Source organism: Marseilla massiliensis, from assembly GCF_016899855.1.
Classification (GTDB): Bacteria; Bacteroidota; Bacteroidia; order Bacteroidales; family Bacteroidaceae; genus Prevotella.
The window spans coordinates 20,809-39,081 of record NZ_JACJJG010000022.1 but is presented as its reverse complement, the minus strand read 5'-3'; the positions used below and the strand labels follow the sequence as shown (position 1 = coordinate 39,081).

Sequence of the window (18,273 nt, the reverse complement as noted above, 5' to 3'; positions counted from 1 at the left end):
TCGGCCAATTTGACCTATTGCTGCAAATAATCAAGACATTTGTCTTAACTCCTTTACTCCCTAACTCCTTAACTCCTGAATTACTACCTGAACGCGAAATACATTCCGTCGTTCACGGCCATGCGGGCGTTGAACATGCCCTGCTCGTCAAGGGCGACGTCCATCGAAGAGCCGTCCTTGAGGTATATCTCGGCGGTGTCCTTACCCTTCATCTTCAGCAGTTTGGTCTTCTTTCCGTCCTGCACCATCGACCAGGTGTCCTCCGTCTTGTCGTAAACGAAGTTGACGATTTTGCCGTCCGGAGCCTTCACTTCGTAACCGTTTTCAAGCGTGGTGACGGCATACAGCTTGCCGTCGCTGCCCATTACGTTCTCCGTCTTGCCAACGTTCTCGGCCAGGGGATTGTCTCCCGACCAGAACTCTATGCTGTTGATTACCAGGATATCGGCCACTCCGCACAGCACGTAGGCGGGCGAGATGAGTATGAAAATCAGCCAGTTGAGGAACTTGTTGCCCGTGGCCTGCTTGTTCCAGTCGAGCACCTTGTTGAACAGTCCGAACGAACCGATACACGAGCTCATGAGGCATGCGCCTATCATGAGAGCCGTGAGTGATTTTAATGTCTTGTTTGTCATAAGATGTTTGTTTATGTAATATAACCGGTTACAAATCTAATGGTTTTTAACGAGACGGCAGGAAATATTGTCATAAAAAAACAAAAAAGGGGCCGCGCCACGCTCCACGAGCTACCACTTCAGCCGTCCGTACTTCTCCATGCACCACAGCTGCCACGAGTTGAGCGTGTTCTGCCATACCACGTAGGCGCAAGGCGCTATGGCGACTACGGGGTTAAGGTAGACCATTACGAGCCAAATGCCCACGCCGGTGTTCTTCTGGCCGAGCGCCTGGCCGCCGTCCACGCTGTCGCCGTAATGCCTCCCGACGGCCTTGCCCGTGCCGAAGAGCAGCAGCGTGACCACGGCCGGAACGACGATAAGCGCCGTCATCGAGAGCCACGATATGCCGGCGGTGAAGATGTTGTGCAGCGTCATGCCCATGACTATGGACAGGTTGACGGCCCAGAAGTAGAAGCCCAGGTTGCGGCAGTCCTTTATCGCCTTGGCCATCCGCGGCAGCCAGCGGCGCGTGGCCATCGCGCATACGAAGGGCAGGACGAGCACCACGGCCGTGCGCTGCAGTATTGTGGCGAACGACGACATGAAAGTAACGTCGGCGTGCTTCTCGACCATGGGGAAGAGCAGCGGCACGAGCAGGGCCGTAACGGCGTTGTCTATCAGCGTGTAGACGGTCATCGAGGCAATGCTGCCGCCCAGTTTCTCGGTCACCACGGCGGCGGCCGAGGCCGTGGGGCATATCACGCAGGCGAAAGCCCCCTCCAAGGCCAGGCGCAGCGTGTTGTCAGTAGTGTTCATTATGGCGAAAACGAGCGCTACGGCCATGGCTATACGTATAACCTGCATCCACACGTGCCACGTGTGCAGGCGCAGGTCGTGCAGGCGTATCTTGCAGAACGTGACGTAGAGCGTCATGAAAATAAGCACCGGCAGGATTTCGATAAACCACGGACCGGCCATATGGCCGAAGGGCACGAGGGCCGGAATCTCGGTGAACAGCAGGTACATGGCCGCGCCGAACACCATTGCGCAGGGCAGCGTCCATTCCTTTACGAACTTTATTATTCCCATTGTAATGCTTTTGAAAAACTCTGCAAAAGTAAGAATAATATTCATATTACGGCGGCCATGGCGGCCAATATTTGCAAAAAACCGGGACGCCCGCGTAACCGCCTGGCGCTTAGCGCATTGCGAAAGGCCGTCTTTCAGCGTGTGAAAGACGGCCTTTCGGCGTGCGTTTGACGGCCTCTTGCGGCGCAAAAGGCCGCGAACGGCATAACGTGCGTCACTCGGCGAGCAGGTCGGCAGCCACCTTGCCGTCGCACTGTGCCGGCTCAATGCCGAGCAGCCGGCACAGCGTGGGATACACTGCGGTGTTGTCGAACGTGCCACTCTTTACATAGCCACGCTTGAAGTCGGGGCCTGCGGCACGGAAGATGACGTTCATCTGCGGCGACGTAGGGTCGTAACCGTGGCTGCCGGGATTCACCTTTCCGTTCTCGGACACCGTCCACCCCTCGTCGGGCAGCACTACTATGGGCGCGATGTTGCGGTCGGTACCGTAATTAAGATACGCCGGCACGTCCTTCTTGCGCCATGCGCGGATATGCGGCACGCCGTCGAGCGCCTTCATGATGTCGTCCTCGTGGCCCTTGGCGGGGAATACGAGCGCAGGCAGGTCGGGCAGAACGCGCTCGCACCAGCCGTCCTCAAGATAGTCGGAGAGGCGCACGATACGCTCCGGCGAGGTCTGCGCCATGCCGTGGTCGGAGGTCACGATAAAGTTGATGTCGGCCCCGTAGGGCAGCTTGCGCAGGTCGCCATACAGCATGCCAAGCAGGCGGTCGAGGCCCTCAACGGCCGCCCTGACCTCAATGGAGGCCGGGCCGTGGTCATGACCCTGGTAGTCGGGATATTCAAAATACGCCATAACAAGCTGCGGGCGCTCGCCTTCGGGCAGCTTCATGAGCCGCTCCACCTCGGCTACGCGCTCAGGAAACGACAGCCGCGGCTGCCGGGCGTAGTCCTGCCAATAGTCGGGATAGCGCCCCTGTATGGCAACGTCGGAGCCCGGCCAGTACACCACGCCCGCCTTCAGGCCCTGCCTGCCGGCAGTAATCCATACCGGCTCGCCGCCGTAGAACGACGGGTCCTTGGCCGTCAGCGTGTCGCCTATGCTGTACGTGCGGCCCGAGGCCACGTCGTAGAAGCGGTTGGCGATAATGCCGTGATGGTCGGGCACGAGGCCCGTGGCCAGCGTATAATGGTTGGGAAACGTCTTCGAGGGGAACGACGGGCGCATTACCGCCCTAACGCCCTCGCGCCCGAGCGAGTCGAGAAACGGCGTATCGTACATCAGCGGGTAGTCCCAGCGGAAACCGTCGAGCGAGACAATCACCGTGTAATGCCGCCCGGCATCGGCGCCGAGGGCAACGAAAAGCAGCAAAAATAAAGCGAGTCTTCTCATCATCTTGATATCTCTTGAATATGAAAAGGAGCAAGTGAAACGTGCCATAAGGCCATTCCTCCTGCTCCTTCGTATTAAGTGTTGTTGTCAGAAATTAGTTGAAGTAATACTTCACGCCTATCTGCAACTGCCAGCACTGGCTGTAGTTGCGGTCGAACGACCAAGTGCTTGTAGGCGGCACACGCTCGCCCTCGTTGTTGGTGTACTTGTACATCGAGAAGTAAGGCACACCGTTCTCAACCTTGTCTACGCTAAGGATGGCGCCTTTGTTGCATCCGCTCATGTTCTTCTCAACACCCCACTTCGAGTTGAAGAGGTTACCGATGTTCATGAAGTCGGCGGTAAGCTGCAGCTTGTGCATTGTCTTTCCTACCTTAAGGTTGAAGTCATGAGCCCAACGGAAGTCGAAGCGGTGAACCCAAGGAGCATGCGCAGAGTAAGCCTCAGCGTACTCACCCTTGTGGTTCTTAAGGTAGTCGTCCTGGTTTACGAAGTTCCAGAAAGCCTCACGGTCAGCCTCTGTGGTGAAGTTTATTTCGCTGTCATCCCTCGGGATATACATCAGGTCAGTTTTGTTACCGTCACCGTTGATGTCGCTTGAATAAGTGAAAGTGTATCCCTGAGGTCTGTAGCCAGTGTAGAACAGGGTGAAGTGATCGTTGTGGTAAGTATAGCTTGCCGACGCGATGATACGGTCAGGAATGACATAGCGCGAATTCTGCAACTGCGCATGGTTAGGTCCGTCCACTGTATAGAGGCCAGACCATGCCGAGCTGGCGTTACTTCCGGGCATGCCCGACACTTCCTTCATCACCGTGTGGGTGTAAGCCGCCATAAGGTGAAGGTCCTTTATAGGCTCTGCCGTAGCAGTAAAGTTGAGTGTCCAGCCGTAACCCTTATGCGTGTTGGTCAGCACGCAAGCGTTGCTGAAGTTGCTGTAGTAACGGTAGTTGTCAGGGTAGATAAGGCGGTTGTCGGCGCCTTGCAGTCTCTGCCATGTCTCGTCAACTGGGCGAATGTTGTAGTTATCAAGCTTTACGTCATTGATTTTCTTGGTATAGGTGAACTCTCCGGTAAGCGTCAGCGGGAAAGACACGGGCACCTGGTAGTCGACTGCGATTGAAGTCTTCCATACCTGCGGCATCTTGAAGTCCTTGTCAACACCTGCAATCTCGCTCGGAACAGTGCCGTTAGCGTCGATTGATTCAGGAGCGCCAAGCAGTTCGCGTATCTGGTTTACGTCGGTTACAATGCCTCCGGCGAAATTCTGCAGTCTTGAGTCTACACTTTCTACCACTCCGTTAGAGCCGTAACGTGTGTCGGCATGTACAAGGTTCTGTATCATTCCTGAGTTGGTTGGCATGTTGGTGAAGAACACCAAAGGCAGACGTCCTGCGAAAAGACCAGTACCACCACGCACTTTCAGGCGCTTGTCGTTGAACACATCCCATGTGAAACCAATACGCGGAGATATTTGTACGTTGTTGTCAGGCCATACGCCGGTGTCGATATGGCGGCCGCCGAAGTCAAGTTCGTAGATTGCGTTGTTACGCATCAGGTCGTCGCTGTTGAACGTCAGCATGTCGAAACGTATACCGCCAGTGAGCTTAAGGTTCTCGAGTACGTTCCACTCGTCCTGCAGATAGAGTCCGTACTGATTGAATGCAACCTCTGCCTTGGGGTCAGTGTTGCCGTCATAACCGTAACTTATACCGACAGTCTCAGGCGCAGCGCCGCTGAGGAAGTCGTCAAGTGAACGGTAACGGTAGTATCCCGTACCATTACGCATGTATGAGTTATTTGCCAACTGGTGCTCAAAGCTGAAGCCGGCAGTGAGCTTGTGGGCGCCGAGATAGTACGTGAAGTTGTCCGTTATGGTAGTAATCTTGTTCTGTACACGGTTGTTATGGGTGAACAACTCGTATCCGAGGCTCATGTACGGCGTAAGGTCTTGCGTCACGGTGCCGTCAGCCGCAGTCTCGTATCCGTTCATAATGTCGATGAACGGGAACGGAGAAGAGTTTGAACCGCGCTCGTCATTAATATAAGTGTAAGTAAAGAGCAGCTGGTTTGATATGTTGTTGCCGAAACGGCTGTTAAGGTCGGCAGATACGGTGCTCACCGTGTTGTCCTGCGAATACATCGTGTTGGCGAACGCCATTGAGTATTGTGACATACGGTCCATGTCACGCAGGCGGTAACCTGTATCCGAAGAGTTGCCGTTTACGGGATTCCATACCGTGTTAGTAGTATAGTTATAGCGTACGGCCAAATGGTGGTTGTTGGTTATGTTCCAGTCAACACGGCCGAGAAGCTTGAGATTATCGCCCGTCGACGGGAAAGAATTATATGAGCCAGTGTCGTAACCGTACCGCTCCATCATGAAGTCCTGCACTCTCTGCATGTCCGAAACGAGCGTACGGGAGATATAGTTGTCTGGCACGGCAACACCTTTTCCGTCGTCACCGACATTGGTAGTTGCACGCCAACGTGTAACAACGGTAGGCATCTTTGAATATTCTGCGTTGGCGAAGAAAAACAGCTTATCCTTTATGATTGGGCCGCCGAGTGTGAAACCGTAGGTAGTCGTGCGGTTGGTTCCGCGCTCGCTGAGGTCAGAGTTACCAATGCGGTTGCCGTGCATGTTCTCGTTTGTGTGGTAAACATACGCCGTACCCTTGAAGGTGTTGGTACCCGACTTTGTTACGGCATTGATACCTCCGCCGATGAAATTGGTCTGGCGAACGTCGAACGGGGCGATAACCACCTGCACTTCGTCGATAGCCTCCATTGAGATTGGGTTGCCACCTCCGGGCAGACCGTCGGAAAGTCCGAAGTTGTTGTTGAGGTTCGCGCCGTCGAGGGTGAAGTTGGTAGAGCGTCCGTCACCGCCGGCGAAGCTCATGCCGTTGGCATACGGAGAGAGGCGCGCTATGTCCTCTATACTGCGGTTGACGGTGGGCAGCGCGGTGATTTGCGCGTTGGAGATGTTTGTTGTGGCGCCGGTCTTCTCTGCGGAGAACTTCGAGCCGTTGCCTACTACAACCACTTCGCCCAGCTCGTTGACGTCTTCAGACATCTTTACGTTGAGGTTGTAGGTCTCACCGAGCTGCAGGCTGACGCCCTCGATTGTCTTTTCGGCGTAACCGATGTAGGTAACCTTAACCGTGTAGGGGCCTCCCACACGCATACCTTGGATGGCCCAACGTCCGTCGGAGTTGGTGACGGCGTTGTAGGTTGTTCCTGAAGGAACGTGTGTAACCCTGATTGTAGCGCCGATTACGTCCTCGCCCTGGTCGTCGCTGACTTGTCCCGCCATCGACGAGGTGGTAATCTGGGCGTTCACTGCGGCTGCCATAACAAGCATGATGGCCGCCAAGAATAATCGCATTCTTTTTACCATAACATTTAAATAATTTTGTTTAATATCTTGAAAACATCGGCAAAATTACTAATATCATGGTGAAAAGATGTTACAATTAGTTTAAGATAATGTTTTTTTCTTAGCAGTTAAAGAAGTTTTCATTTAGGAGTTAAAGAAGTTAAAGGAGTTATCGCTCCCTGCAATAACTCCTTTAACTTCTTTAATTCCTTATAAATAAATCACTCTGCCAGCAGCGCCTGTATCTCGGCGTCGAGGTCTTTTACCTGAGCGTCGCGCTTCCTCAGGGTGTTGGTCTTGTCTATGAGGAAGAACGTAGGTATCGAGCGTACGTTGTAGAGGACGAGGTTGTTCGACTGTATACCCTGCGGGTCGCGCACGCTTATCCACGGCAGGGCTGCCGTCTGGGTCTTCCAGAAGTGCTCGTCGGGGTCGAGCGATATCTGGTATATCTCCAGTCCGCGCCCGTGATACTTATTATATATGTCGCGCATCTGCATTATGCGCTTTGTAGAGCCATCCGCCCCGAACACGTGGAAGTCGAGCATTACCACCTTGCCCTTGAGGTCTGTCAGGCGGCGTGCCTGCCCTTTGTTGTCGAGCAGGGCTATGTCGATTATGTTGGTCGTGTTGACCTTGCTGGCGTCTATGGCCTGCGCTGCGCGCTGGTTGCGCACTATGCGCACGTTTCTCATGCCTTGTATGGCTATGTTGTGCAGGTTCTTGCCCCTTATCGAGTTGGGGTGGTATGTATCCCAGCTGGTAGCCACGGCCGCGAAGGCCTTGATGTCGTCCTCGCTCTCGCGCGGGTCGAATATCAGCCGGCTGCCGAGTGTCTGGAAGAGGGCGAAGTACGACGACGGCCGCATTGGCGCCTTGAATATGTAGTTCAGCTTTATTTCGTGCTTGTAGGCCTCTATCATGCGTGCCACGCTGTCGCGCGTCTGGTCGAAGCCGAGGGTGTTGTTGCGCTCGACGGCCAGTACGCGCCCGAGCAGGTCGATTTGCTTGAGGGCCAGTTCTTTGATGGTTGCGCACTCGGGCGAGCCTTCCACCGTATAGCCGGTGGCCATAGTGGGATACGCGGCCTTGACGGTGATGGTCTCGGTAGAGTCAACGCTGAGGTTGATAATCTGTCCGGCAATGCGCAGGCGGTAGAATTCGGGCGCCTCGGGCGACTTCTCGCTGAAGCTGAACGCACCGTCGTCGCCGAGCTTGACGGAGTCGATTGCCACGGGGCCGTCAAGGCTCATGTTCTCGAAATAGAGCACGGAGTCCTTGGCGTCGGTGATTGTTCCGTCAACGCGGAACTTCTTGTTGTCGCACGAGGCGAGGCCCACCGCCATCAGGGCCGCGGCCACCAGGGCCGGCAAATGTGTTAATGACTGTTTCATTATCTTCGTGTTTATTATGTTTTGCGTCGAAAACCAACGCCTGCAAAGTTACAATAAATCTGCGTAACGGCAAAATAATGGCCTGATGTTTGCCCGCGCCGCTACTTGGCCAGGTGCCATCCTGCAGCCACGGCGAGCAGCCCCAAGGCTACACTGGCGCCGATATAGAGGGCGCAGAGCAGCACGTCGCCGGCCTTGACGAGCGAGAGCGACTCGTTCATGAACGTGCTGAAGGTGGTCGGTCCGCCGCAAAAGCCCACCGTGAGCAGCAGCTTTACGTCGGGCGTAACGGGCGAGCCTTCGCCCTCCGACAGGCCGCACACCAGGCCTATGAGCAGGCAGCCGGCCACGTTGACGGCCATGGTGCCCAACGGGAAGGCCGAAAGCACAGTGCCCTGAACCAGCCTTGACAGCAGGTAACGCGCCACGCTGCCTACCGCCCCGCCGACGGCTACGATCAGAATGTTCTTCAACATGGATGCAAAGGTATATAAAATATGCGTAACGCCAAAATAAATCTGCCGGCGCAACCGCACATTGCGGCCGTCAACATGCATCATCCACAAAGGCAGGCCATCGCCTCCTGCAATCCGACTGATTTGCGGATGAACCCGATATGCCGTCAACGGCAACGCGAAAGGCCATGTTTTACACGACAAAAGGCCGCCTTTCGCAGAGTGAAAGACGGCCTTTTGCAACATATTGGGTAACAGCAGGTTACGACACAAGCCTACTCGGCGTTGATGTCCACCGACTGTAGCGACGAGCTGTCGTGGCCGAGCATTATGCTGAACACGCCCGGCTCGAACACCAAGCGCCCCTCGGCGTCATAATACGACAGGTCCTTCTCTGTTATGTCGAACGTCACCTGGCGGCTCTCGCCAGCCTTGAGCGTTACGCGGCTGAAGCCCTTGAGCTCCTTTACGGGGCGGGCAATGGAGGCCACGGGGTCGCGCACGTATAGCTGCACAACCTCTACGGCGTCCCTGCCGCCGGTGTTGGTCACGGTGACGGAAGCCTTGAACGTGCGGCCCGAACCGGTAACCGTCGGCTTGCCGTAGCTGAACGTGGTGTACGTCAGTCCGTAGCCGAAGGGATACAGCGGGTCGTTCACGTTGTCGAGCCAGTTGGTGGCATACTTGCGGAAGTCCTTTGTTCCCTCTGGCACGGGGCGTCCCGTGTTCAGGTGGTTATAATACATCGGCACCTGGCCCGTAGCGCGCGGGAAAGTCATCGTGAGACGGCCAGACGGAGCCACGTCGCCGAACACAACGTCGCAGATGGCGTCGGCCGCCTCGCTGCCTCCGAACCATACGTTAAGTATCGCGTCGACGTTAGCCTCTTCCCAAGTGAGCACCGTAGGACGGCCCGAGAAATTGAGCATGACCACCGGCTTGCCCAGCTTTACCAGCTCGGCGAGCAGCTCACGCTGCACGTCGGGCAGGCGCAGGTCGCTCCTGCTGGCGCACTCGCCCGACATGTCGGCACTCTCGCCCATGGCGCACACGATGACGTCGGCCTGCCTTGCCGTCTCAATAGCCTCGGCCTTTAGCCGCGCATCGTCGCCCCGGGCAATCGTCTTGCCGAACTCCGCCGCGCGCTGGCGCGCCGAGTCGGCCATGAGGTTGCACCCCTGGGCATACAGCAGCTCGGCCTTGCCCTTCAGGGCGCGCTCGAATCCCTCCTTCAGCGTTGAGTACTTGTCGGGCGTATAAGCCACGCACCACGTGCCGGCCATGTTGGCGCGGGTGTCGGCAAGCGGGCCTATGAGGGCTATCCTGCCCTGCTTCTTCAGCGGAAGAAGGTCCGCCTTGTTCTTCAGCAGCACGAACGTCTCGGCGGCTATGCGGCGCGCGGCCGCGCGGTTTTCGGCAGTGAAGATGTCGGTCTTGCGCCTCTTTACGTCGCAATACTTGTACGGGTCCTTGAAAAGTCCCAGCTTATACTTAGCCTCGAGCACCCGGCGGCAGGCCGTATTGACGGCCTCCTCGCTCACGGTGCCGTCCTTGACCGACTGTTCCAGCGTGCCGATGAAGCCCATCGAGCACATGTCCATGTCAGTACCTGCCGTCAGCGCCAAGGCCGAGGCATGCTTCAGGTCGCCGCCGACGCCGTGCGGCAACATCTCGCCTATCGACCCATAGTCGGTAGCCACGAAGCCGTCAAACTTCCACTGCTTGCGCAGCACGTCGTCGAGCAGCCAGCGGTTAGCCGTCGCGGGCACGCCGTCAACGATGTTGAACGACGACATCACGCTGCCCGTACCCTCCTCGACGGCAGCCTTGTACGGCGGGAAATACTGGTTGTACATGCGCAGGCGGCTCATGTCTACGGTGTTATAGTCCAGCCCGGCCTCAACGGCGCCGTACAGCGCGTAGTGCTTCAGGCAGGCCATAACGTTCTCACGGCTCGAATAGTCGCCCTGGTATCCGCGTATCATGGCCCTGGCTATCTGCGAGCCAAGGTACGGATCCTCGCCGTTACCCTCGGATATGCGGCCCCAGCGGGCGTCAACGCAGATGTCGACCATCGGGCTGAACACCCAGTTAATGCCGTCGGCCGAAGCCTCCTTGGCCGCGATGCGGGCAGCCTCCTCAACGGCCTCCATGTTCCACGAGCACGAGAGGGCGAACGGGATGGGGAATATCGTCTCGTAACCATGGATTACGTCCATGCCCACGAGCAGCGGAATGCCCATCCGGCTCTGCTCGACGGCCATCTTCTGGAGCTCGCGTATCTTCTCCACTCCCTTCAGGTTGAACACTCCACCCATCTTGCCTGCCTTGACAAGCCCGGCCACCTGGGTGTCCTGGGCCTGGCCGGTGGTTATGTCGCCGGCCACCTGCAGGTTGAGCTGGCCTATCTTCTCCTCGAGAGTCATGCGCGACATAAGGTCGTCGACAAACTTGTCCATTGCTGCATCTTGCGCCGTAGCGGAGAGCGAAAGAAGCCCAAGCGCAGCCGAAAAGATTGCTTTCTTCATTGGTTTCATAATCGTTTTGTGCTATGAGGTTAAAGGAGTTAAGAAGTAATGGAGTCAACGAGTCATGACGAATGCATTGCCAAATGAACAAGAATAAGCAAGCAGACCTGTATTTTTCATAATAAAATCTTCACTTTGCATTATCCATTCTCCACTTAACGAGGCATTCGTCTTGACTCATTGACTCCATTATTCACTAACTCCTGACGTAAAATTACATTAAAGTAAACTTCACTTTCTGGGTTATATTGTCAGAGGCATTGCCGATAAGGGCCTCAAACTGTCCCGGCTCTGCCGTCCACTGTCCGGCCTTGTCGTCGTAGAAGCTGAGGGCGTCGCGGCCTATCGTCAGGCTCACCTGCTTGGTCTCGCCAGGCGCGAGGCTCACTTTCGAGAAGGCCTTTAGCTCCTTATAGGGACGCGCAAGCGACGACTTGCAGTCGCGCACGTACAGCTGCACAACCTCCGAGCCGGCCTTAGCGCCCGTATTGGTAACCGGCACGGTGAACGTTATGCTGTCGCCCAGGCTGAGCGACGACTTGTCCGCCGTGGCCTTACCTATATTAAAGGAGGTATAGCTCAGGCCGTGGCCGAACGCGAAGAGGGTCTTCGTCTTCTCCTTGTCCACCCAGCGGTAGCCTACGAATATGCCTTCCTTGTACTCCTCGTCTATTATCTTCTTGTCTTCGCGCCATGTTCCGGGATACGTACCGAGCTTATGCGCCGGCACGTCGTCAAGACTCCGCCACCATGTGTACGGCAGCTTGCCCGACGGGTTGACACGTCCCGTAAGCACGTCGGCCAGCGCCTCGCCCGCCGTAGAGCCCAGGAACCAGCCCTGCACTACGGCCGCCACATTGTCAAGCCACGGCATGGCCACGGGATTTCCTGATATGTTGACGAACACGAGGTTCTTGTTTGCCTCGGCCAAAGCCTCAACCAGGCGGTCCTGCCCGTACGGCAGGCCGTACTGCTTGCGGTCGTGACCCTCCGCATCCTGGTAGTCGCTCTTGTTAAGTCCGCCGAACACCACTACGCAGTCGGCCTCCTTGGCCTTCGCCACGGCTTCGGCTATCAGCTCGTCGGGAGTGCGCGGGTCATAGAGTTTCTGCTTGGCTACCACCCCGTTATACTCGCCGGTGGTATCGCCTACGTATCCACGGGCATACTCCACGCGTATATTGTCGCCCAGCAGGCTGCGCATGCCCTCAAGCGGAAGGGTCTCGCGCTGCACCTTCAGCGACGAGCTGCCGCCGCCTACGGTCATCATCTTGATCGCGTTCTCGCCAACCACGAGCACACGGAGCGCCTTCGTGGTGTCAAGAGGCAGCACTCCGCCATCGTTCTTGAGCAAAACGATACCCTCGCCGGCTATGCGGCGGGCCGTAGCATAGTGGGCCTCGGAGTTCATCGAGCCGAGACGGCGGTGGCGCTTCATCGTGGTACGGTAGAAGAGGCGCAGCACACGGCGCACCTTGTCGTCAAGTTCCTTGGTGGTATATTCGCCCTTACGGATGAGCTCACGGTACGGACGCGCCATGTAGTAATTGTCGTAAGCGTTGGAAGCGCCGAAGGCGAGGCCGTCGGTCCATGTCCCGAACTCCAAGTCGAGGCCGTTCTCGATGGCCTGGCGGGTGTCGTGCGTACCGCCCCAGTCGCTCACTACCACGCCGTCAAACGCCCAGTCGCCCTTCAGTATGTCCATAAGAAGGTAGCGGTTGTGGCAGTTGTGCTGGTCCTTGTACAGGTTGTAACCGCCCATGAGGGCCCATGCGTGGCCGTCCTTCACGGCCGCCTTGAAGGCTGGAAGGTATATCTCGTGCAGCGCGCGGTCGTCAACGATGGCGTTTACCTGGTGGCGGTACTCCTCGTCGTTGTTCAGTGCGAAGTGCTTTACGCACGCGCTGACGCCGTTGGACTGGAGTCCGATGATGTACGGCACCACCATCCTCGAGGCGAGATACGGGTCTTCGCCCATGTACTCGAAGTTGCGTCCGCCGAGCGGGGTGCGCAGGATGTTGACGCCCGGGCCAAGAATCATGTCTTTCTTGCGGTAGCGGGCCTCCTCGCCGAGCGCCACGCCGTAGACGAGCGACATCCGCGGGTTCCACGTGGCGGCAAGACACGTCAGCGCGGGGAATGCCACGCACGAGTCGTTAGTCTGTCCGGCCTGCATCCACTCGTCCCAAAGCACGTCGGGACGTACGCCGTGCGGGCCGTCGTCGGTCCAGAACTCGGGTATGCCGAGACGTGCCACGCCGGGCGAGCTGAACTTGCTCTGGGCGTGGATTACGGCGATTTTCTCGTCGAGCGTCATGCGCCTTAAAGCGTCCTCGACACGTTCCTCCATCGGTTTGGTGTCGTCAAGGTAGACTGGCAGGGCCTGGGCATGCCCGCCAACGGAGCATAGCGCGGGAAGGAAGACCAATGCCAAAACTTTAAGTATTCTCATTTCGGTTAGTTTTTTATGGTATTTCTTGTGCAAAGATATAAAAAAAAACGACACGAAGGAAATGAAAAAGGATGAAAAGCACACGTTACCTCACGGCGCCTCCATCCTTTTTACATTATATATTGACTGAACAAGCTACGGTTACTGTTTCTGGAACACGCGCACGTAGTCAACCTCCATCGTGGCAGGCAGGCAGGTCTCGTCAACGCCCTGCTGGCCGCCCCAGTCGCCGCCCCACGCAAGGTTTAGGATAACGTAGAACGGGGCGTCGAAAGGCCACGCGTCAGTGCCCGTACCGTCGTTGGCGTACGTGAGCAGCTCCTGGCCGTCAACGTAGAAGGTCATCTTCTCCGCTGTCCACTCGCAGGCATACGTATGGAAGTCCGACGTGGCCGTGGGCACGCTTACGCTGGCCGTCTCTATGGACGTGCCTGTGTTGTTGTACTTGTTGCAGTGGATTGTGGAATGGATTACGTTGGCGTTATATCCCACGTGCTCCATGATGTCTATCTCGCCGTCGGCCGGCCAGCTGGTATAGTTGACGGGCATCATCCAGAACGCGGGCCATGTGCCCTTACCCTCTGGCAGCTTGATGCGTGCCTCTATGTAGCCGTACTGCCAGCCGGTGTTGCGCTCGGCGTAGAGGCGTGCCGACTTGACGTCGTCGCCGTCCTGCATGAGGTTTATCTTCAGCGTACCGTCCGACACGACGGTCACGTCCTCATCCTTGACGTAGCTCTGCAACTCGTTGTTGACCCAGCCCGGGCCCTGTATCTCGTATGTCCAGTCGCCGCCGAGCTCCGTGCCGTTGAACTCGTCGTTCCACACGAGGGTGTAGCCTTCAGGCCCAACGATATCAGGCTCATCGGGCTCTACGCCCTGCTGGTTGACGGTAACGCTCTTGCGCGTGCCGCCGCACAATACGGTTACGTAGCCGGTGCGTGCCTCCGTGTCGGCGTTCTCCTGCACGGTTACGGTCAGGGTCTCGCTATGGCTTACGGTATTGGCTGGCGTCACGCTCAGCCAGTCGTCGCTGGTGTAGGCCGCAAACTCGCGGTCGGTGGTGACGTTGACGGTGAACGTGCCGGCATCGGGCGTGAGGTTGAACTCCGTCTGCGACAACTCTACCGTCTGGTTGTCGGGCGCGTAAGTGGTGTCTCGGTCGTCGCTGCACCCTGTCAGGCACAAGGCGGCGGTCAGGAACATGCTTAGTATCATCTTTGTCTTCATTTTCTTTTGTGGTTTTTAGTTACGTTTTGCAATTATGTCATTTACCCGTTACGTAACGCCCTGTGGCCCAAGGCTTTGCAGAAGGCCGTCTTTCACGTTGCCGTTTGCCGTCTTCCACCGTGTAAAAGGCCGTCTTTTGCAGGCCGAAAAGCGGTCTTTCGCAAAGCTCGGGTCCACGGGCTATAATGAAACAGGTATGCTATGCTTCTTTACTCCACCGTTTTCTGCAATACGATGTTGTTGATGGTGATGTTCGTGTTGTCAGCGTTGCCGCCGAAGTCGAACACCAGCTTAAGCGCACTTGCCGCGCCTACGGTCATCGTGGCTGCCGGCACCTTAACCACATATTCCTCATAAGGGCTGAGCGCCGGAGTCTCAAGGCAGAGGTAGTTGTTATCGTCTGCGCTGTCAGTCAGCTTTACCGTTGCGCGCGGCAGCGCCTTGTCAGACATCAGCGTGCAGCTGAAGTCGTACTTCGTGTCGGCCTCAGCCGGTATGTCGGTTGTCAGCATTACCTGCGCCTGCCACTGGTCGGTGGTGGCTGATGGCAGCGCTACGGTGTACGTTCCGCCCGTGCCGGTGAACGCCGGGTCGGCTATCTGTGTCCAGCCGGGAGCGTAGTAGAACGACGCGGTGTAGTTGTCGCCATCGTCAACGTGGGTCTTCCAGAGGTTGGTCTCGGCGTCGTAGATGTACTGGGTGTCGTCCTCCTCTACGGCGGGAGGCGTGCGTCCGTCGTCGTTGGCATGGTCTTTCAGCACAATGTCGCTCACCGTTACGTCAGTATTGGCAGCGTTGCCGCCGAAGTCGAATACAACGTCAATCTGCGAAATGTCGATACCCGGCATGTCGCTCTTGTAGAACACGTACTCCTCGTAGGCCTTGAGCGACACTTTCTCCTCGAAGTAGTAGACGCCCGAGTTGTTCGTATCACACAGCTTTACGGTTACGTTGCCGTGGTCAGTCGTCGACATGAGCTTACAGCTGAAGTCGTAGTTTGACGTGGCGGCGGTGGTCATGTCGGTGTGGAACAGGGCCTGTGCCTGCCACGTTTCCGAAGTAGCCTCGGGCAGCGAGAAGGTGAACGAGTTGCCGTCCTGCGTCATCACGGGGTCAGCTATCTGCGTCCATCCCGGCGCGTAGTAGTACGAATTTGTGAACGTACAGTTCTTGAACATGTTGTATTCGCTGTCAGGGTCGAAGCCGTCGAACGTTCCACCGCCAGCCTCCTGGCTCGTAAGTATGTAGTGCCAGGCTATCGTGCCGTCGTCATACACGAGCACGAGGCGCGAGCCCGTAATGCTCTCTATGCGGAAGCGCGGGTCGTTATACTGGTTGTCGCACGAGATGTAGGGAAAGAGCGTGCCCGCCGGCAGCACGAGGTAGACGTCGTCGCCCTCACCGACAAGCTGGAAAGTGGCCGTCTGCGGCTCGGCCTGGGTGTCGAAGTCGTTGCCGTCGCCGGGGTTGCCGGGCATTACCGTACATCCCGTGTTGACGAACACGAGCCCGTCATCGCCGGGGCTGTACGTATAGGTATAGTCCGAAGAGAAGGTCAGTTCGTCATCATATATGCCGTTGGCCTCCTTCTCGTTGGGCTGTGCCGAGTACAATCCGAGTCCGTCGGTGCCGGATTCGCCACAGCCGAGATGGCCCGCCTCCTCGCTTGCTATGCGCCATGTCTTGCCCGAAAGCATTGTCAGGTACATGTCAAAGTTAACCAGCGAGTTGTCGATGTGGAACGTTACCGAGCCCATGCCCTGGCTCATGCCGTTACGGTTGCCCACGCGGTAGTTGAGCACATAGTCGCCGGCGTTGTTGACAATCTTGGTGTATCCGTTGACGGTGGAGTACGGGTTGGCGCTCTCCCACGTCATGTACCATATCGGGTAGATACCGTCGCCCTCCATGTTGAACGTCACCTGGTTGGTCTCCTGGTCGACGTCAACCGTCACACGCGTCTGTTCTGCCAAAGGAAGGTTGTTCTCGTTCAGTCCGTCGATGTCGTCAGGCGAGCACGATGACAGCGCAAGCGGCAGCGCCATGGCACCTATCGCTCCGTATATATAATACTTTAGCTTTTTCATTTCACGTTCGTTTTAGTGTAAGGTTAATAATTGTTCTGCGTCAGCGTGCCCTGCGCGGCGTCAATCTCGGCCTGCGGTATTGGCAGGTACTTCTTGCTTTCGCTCCACGTATTGGTGCGGTAGCCGTACGAGTCGGGGCGCAGCGTGGTGGCGGCCATGCCCGTACGCACGAGGTCCCAGTAGCGCTTGCCCTCGCCAACGAACTCGAGGCGGCGCTCGTTGATGATGTTCTCGATGGTCGGGTCAACCGTATCGGTCAGTCCCGAACGGCCGTGCACCTCGTTGAGGTACTGGCTCGCGAGCCCCGTGTCGCCTCCCGTGCGCACGAGAAGCTCGGCGGCATTGAGAAGAGTCTCGGCATAACGGTATATGCGCAGGTTGTTGTTGAAGTTGAGGTCGCCGTCGGCCAGCTGTCCTTCGAGGTTGGCCGTCTTAGCGATATACTTGCCGAGGAAGTAGCCCGTGTCCTGATAGCGGTGCTCGTAGGTGCCGTGGGCGTTGGCGTCGAAGCAGGTCACGTCGCGCCTCTGGTCGCCCTCGGCGTACATGTCGTACGTCTCCAGTCGCACCGGACAGAAGCCCCAGCCCTGGTCAATGCCCTCGGTGTCGCCCGCATTAGCCGAGTATCCGTAAGGTGTTATCAGGCGCGGAAGTATCGTTCCGCCGGCTACCAACGGGCCGTTATACGAGCGCACGGCGTTCTGCGACTTGTAGTTAATCTCGAAAATAGACTCCGAGCCCCACTCGCCAGTCTCCTCGAAGATGGCCGAATACGGGCGCATGAGCTGGTATTCCGTTGAGCTGATGATGTCCTGCATGTACCCCAAGGCCTTCTGATAGCGGCTGTCGTCGTTCTGATACATCACCATCTCGGCGTAAAGCATATACGCCATGGCCTGCGACACCTTGCCCACGTTGTCCTCAGTCGAGGTGTCCTCCCACCTCATCGGCAACACGTTGGCGTCAATTACGTCCTCAAGGTCGGTTATCACGGCGTCATACACCTCGTCGGCAGTCCTCTGCTCGGCCAGATACGGGAACTCGAGGTTCTCCATATAGAAAGGTATGTTGCCCCAGAACTTCCACAGGTTGTTGTAGTAATACGCCCTGAGCACTCGCGCCTGGGCGTTGAACAGTGCCTGATTCTCGGCGCTTATGTCGTCGGCCGCCCACCCTATGTAGGTCAGCACGTCGTTACAGCGCTTAATGCCGGTGAACTCGCACGTCCAAAGTCCTGACATACAGTTCTCCGGATTGGCCTCGTAGTTCATCATAAGATGCCAGAACTGGTTGTCGGTACGGTCGGAACCGCCCACCCAGATGTCGTCGGCCATGATGTCGCTCATTATGTTTACAGGGTTATACTGCGACCCGTTCCAGTCGGGCCAGTGCAGAGGGTCGTAGGCGGCAACCAGCGCCTCGTACACGTGTTCCTCGGTTGTATAGTATTCTTCTATCGGGTTTTGCGTCGGCGGAGTGACCTCGAGGAAGTCGTCGCTGCAACCAACGCTCACCACAGACGCGGCCAGCAGCAGGCCCGCGAATATCTTGTTTGTTTTCATTGTTTATTCGGTTTTACGGTTTTGAGGTCTTGAGGCTTTGCGGTTTTAAGGTATTCGGGCTCCGCGGTTTTAAGGTTTTGG

The 18,273-nt window shown here is 56.9% G+C and carries 11 protein-coding genes; all 11 read right to left on the bottom strand.

What is annotated here, in order from left to right:
- Positions 1-83 precede the first annotated feature (83 nt).
- On the bottom strand, positions 84-635 hold the full coding sequence (locus H6A34_RS06110; protein WP_205104173.1) for a DUF3332 domain-containing protein: 552 nt from the start codon (positions 633-635) through the stop codon (positions 84-86).
- 111 nt (positions 636-746) lie between these two features.
- Positions 747-1,706 carry a transporter gene (locus H6A34_RS06105; RefSeq protein ID WP_021947675.1) on the bottom strand — a complete coding sequence of 320 codons (960 nt, stop codon included), beginning with the start codon at positions 1,704-1,706 and terminating at the stop codon, positions 747-749.
- Between the two features lie 214 nt (positions 1,707-1,920).
- Entirely contained in the window at positions 1,921-3,105 is a 1,185-nt protein-coding gene (locus H6A34_RS06100; RefSeq protein WP_338088633.1) for an alkaline phosphatase family protein, read from the bottom strand.
- 91 nt (positions 3,106-3,196) lie between these two features.
- Positions 3,197-6,505, bottom strand: coding sequence for a TonB-dependent receptor (locus H6A34_RS06095; protein ID WP_205104171.1), 3,309 nt, complete (start codon positions 6,503-6,505; stop codon positions 3,197-3,199).
- 200 nt (positions 6,506-6,705) lie between these two features.
- Positions 6,706-7,878, bottom strand: coding sequence for a TlpA disulfide reductase family protein (locus tag H6A34_RS06090; protein WP_205104170.1), 1,173 nt, complete (start codon positions 7,876-7,878; stop codon positions 6,706-6,708).
- A 101-nt stretch (positions 7,879-7,979) separates the two neighbouring features.
- Positions 7,980-8,354, bottom strand: coding sequence for a fluoride efflux transporter CrcB (crcB, locus tag H6A34_RS06085; RefSeq protein ID WP_205104168.1), 375 nt, complete (start codon positions 8,352-8,354; stop codon positions 7,980-7,982).
- Between the two features lie 254 nt (positions 8,355-8,608).
- On the bottom strand, positions 8,609-10,861 hold the full coding sequence (gene bglX, locus H6A34_RS06080; RefSeq protein ID WP_205104166.1) for a beta-glucosidase BglX: 2,253 nt from the start codon (positions 10,859-10,861) through the stop codon (positions 8,609-8,611).
- A 214-nt stretch (positions 10,862-11,075) separates the two neighbouring features.
- Positions 11,076-13,313 carry a glycoside hydrolase family 3 C-terminal domain-containing protein gene (locus tag H6A34_RS06075; RefSeq protein WP_205104164.1) on the bottom strand — a complete coding sequence of 746 codons (2,238 nt, stop codon included), beginning with the start codon at positions 13,311-13,313 and terminating at the stop codon, positions 11,076-11,078.
- 141 nt (positions 13,314-13,454) lie between these two features.
- Entirely contained in the window at positions 13,455-14,543 is a 1,089-nt protein-coding gene (locus tag H6A34_RS06070) for a family 16 glycosylhydrolase (protein ID WP_205104162.1), read from the bottom strand.
- A gap of 209 nt (positions 14,544-14,752) precedes the next feature.
- Entirely contained in the window at positions 14,753-16,630 is a 1,878-nt protein-coding gene (locus tag H6A34_RS06065) for a hypothetical protein (RefSeq protein ID WP_205104161.1), read from the bottom strand.
- Between the two features lie 23 nt (positions 16,631-16,653).
- Positions 16,654-18,192, bottom strand: a complete 1,539-nt coding sequence (locus tag H6A34_RS06060) for a RagB/SusD family nutrient uptake outer membrane protein (protein WP_205104159.1) — start codon at positions 18,190-18,192, stop codon at positions 16,654-16,656.
- Positions 18,193-18,273: the final 81 nt, after the last annotated feature.

Coding starts and splice junctions, on each gene's coding strand:
- H6A34_RS06105 (WP_021947675.1), bottom strand. CDS start 1,706: ATGGGAATAATAAAGTTCGTAAAGGAATGGACGCTGCCCTGCGCAATG.
- H6A34_RS06075 (WP_205104164.1), bottom strand. CDS start 13,313: ATGAGAATACTTAAAGTTTTGGCATTGGTCTTCCTTCCCGCGCTATGC.
- H6A34_RS06070 (WP_205104162.1), bottom strand. CDS start 14,543: ATGAAGACAAAGATGATACTAAGCATGTTCCTGACCGCCGCCTTGTGC.
- H6A34_RS06060 (WP_205104159.1), bottom strand. CDS start 18,192: ATGAAAACAAACAAGATATTCGCGGGCCTGCTGCTGGCCGCGTCTGTG.
- H6A34_RS06090 (WP_205104170.1), bottom strand. CDS start 7,878: ATGAAACAGTCATTAACACATTTGCCGGCCCTGGTGGCCGCGGCCCTG.
- crcB (WP_205104168.1), bottom strand. CDS start 8,354: ATGTTGAAGAACATTCTGATCGTAGCCGTCGGCGGGGCGGTAGGCAGC.
- H6A34_RS06095 (WP_205104171.1), bottom strand. CDS start 6,505: ATGGTAAAAAGAATGCGATTATTCTTGGCGGCCATCATGCTTGTTATG.
- H6A34_RS06065 (WP_205104161.1), bottom strand. CDS start 16,630: ATGAAAAAGCTAAAGTATTATATATACGGAGCGATAGGTGCCATGGCG.
- H6A34_RS06100 (WP_338088633.1), bottom strand. CDS start 3,105: ATGATGAGAAGACTCGCTTTATTTTTGCTGCTTTTCGTTGCCCTCGGC.
- bglX (WP_205104166.1), bottom strand. CDS start 10,861: ATGAAGAAAGCAATCTTTTCGGCTGCGCTTGGGCTTCTTTCGCTCTCC.
- H6A34_RS06110 (WP_205104173.1), bottom strand. CDS start 635: ATGACAAACAAGACATTAAAATCACTCACGGCTCTCATGATAGGCGCA.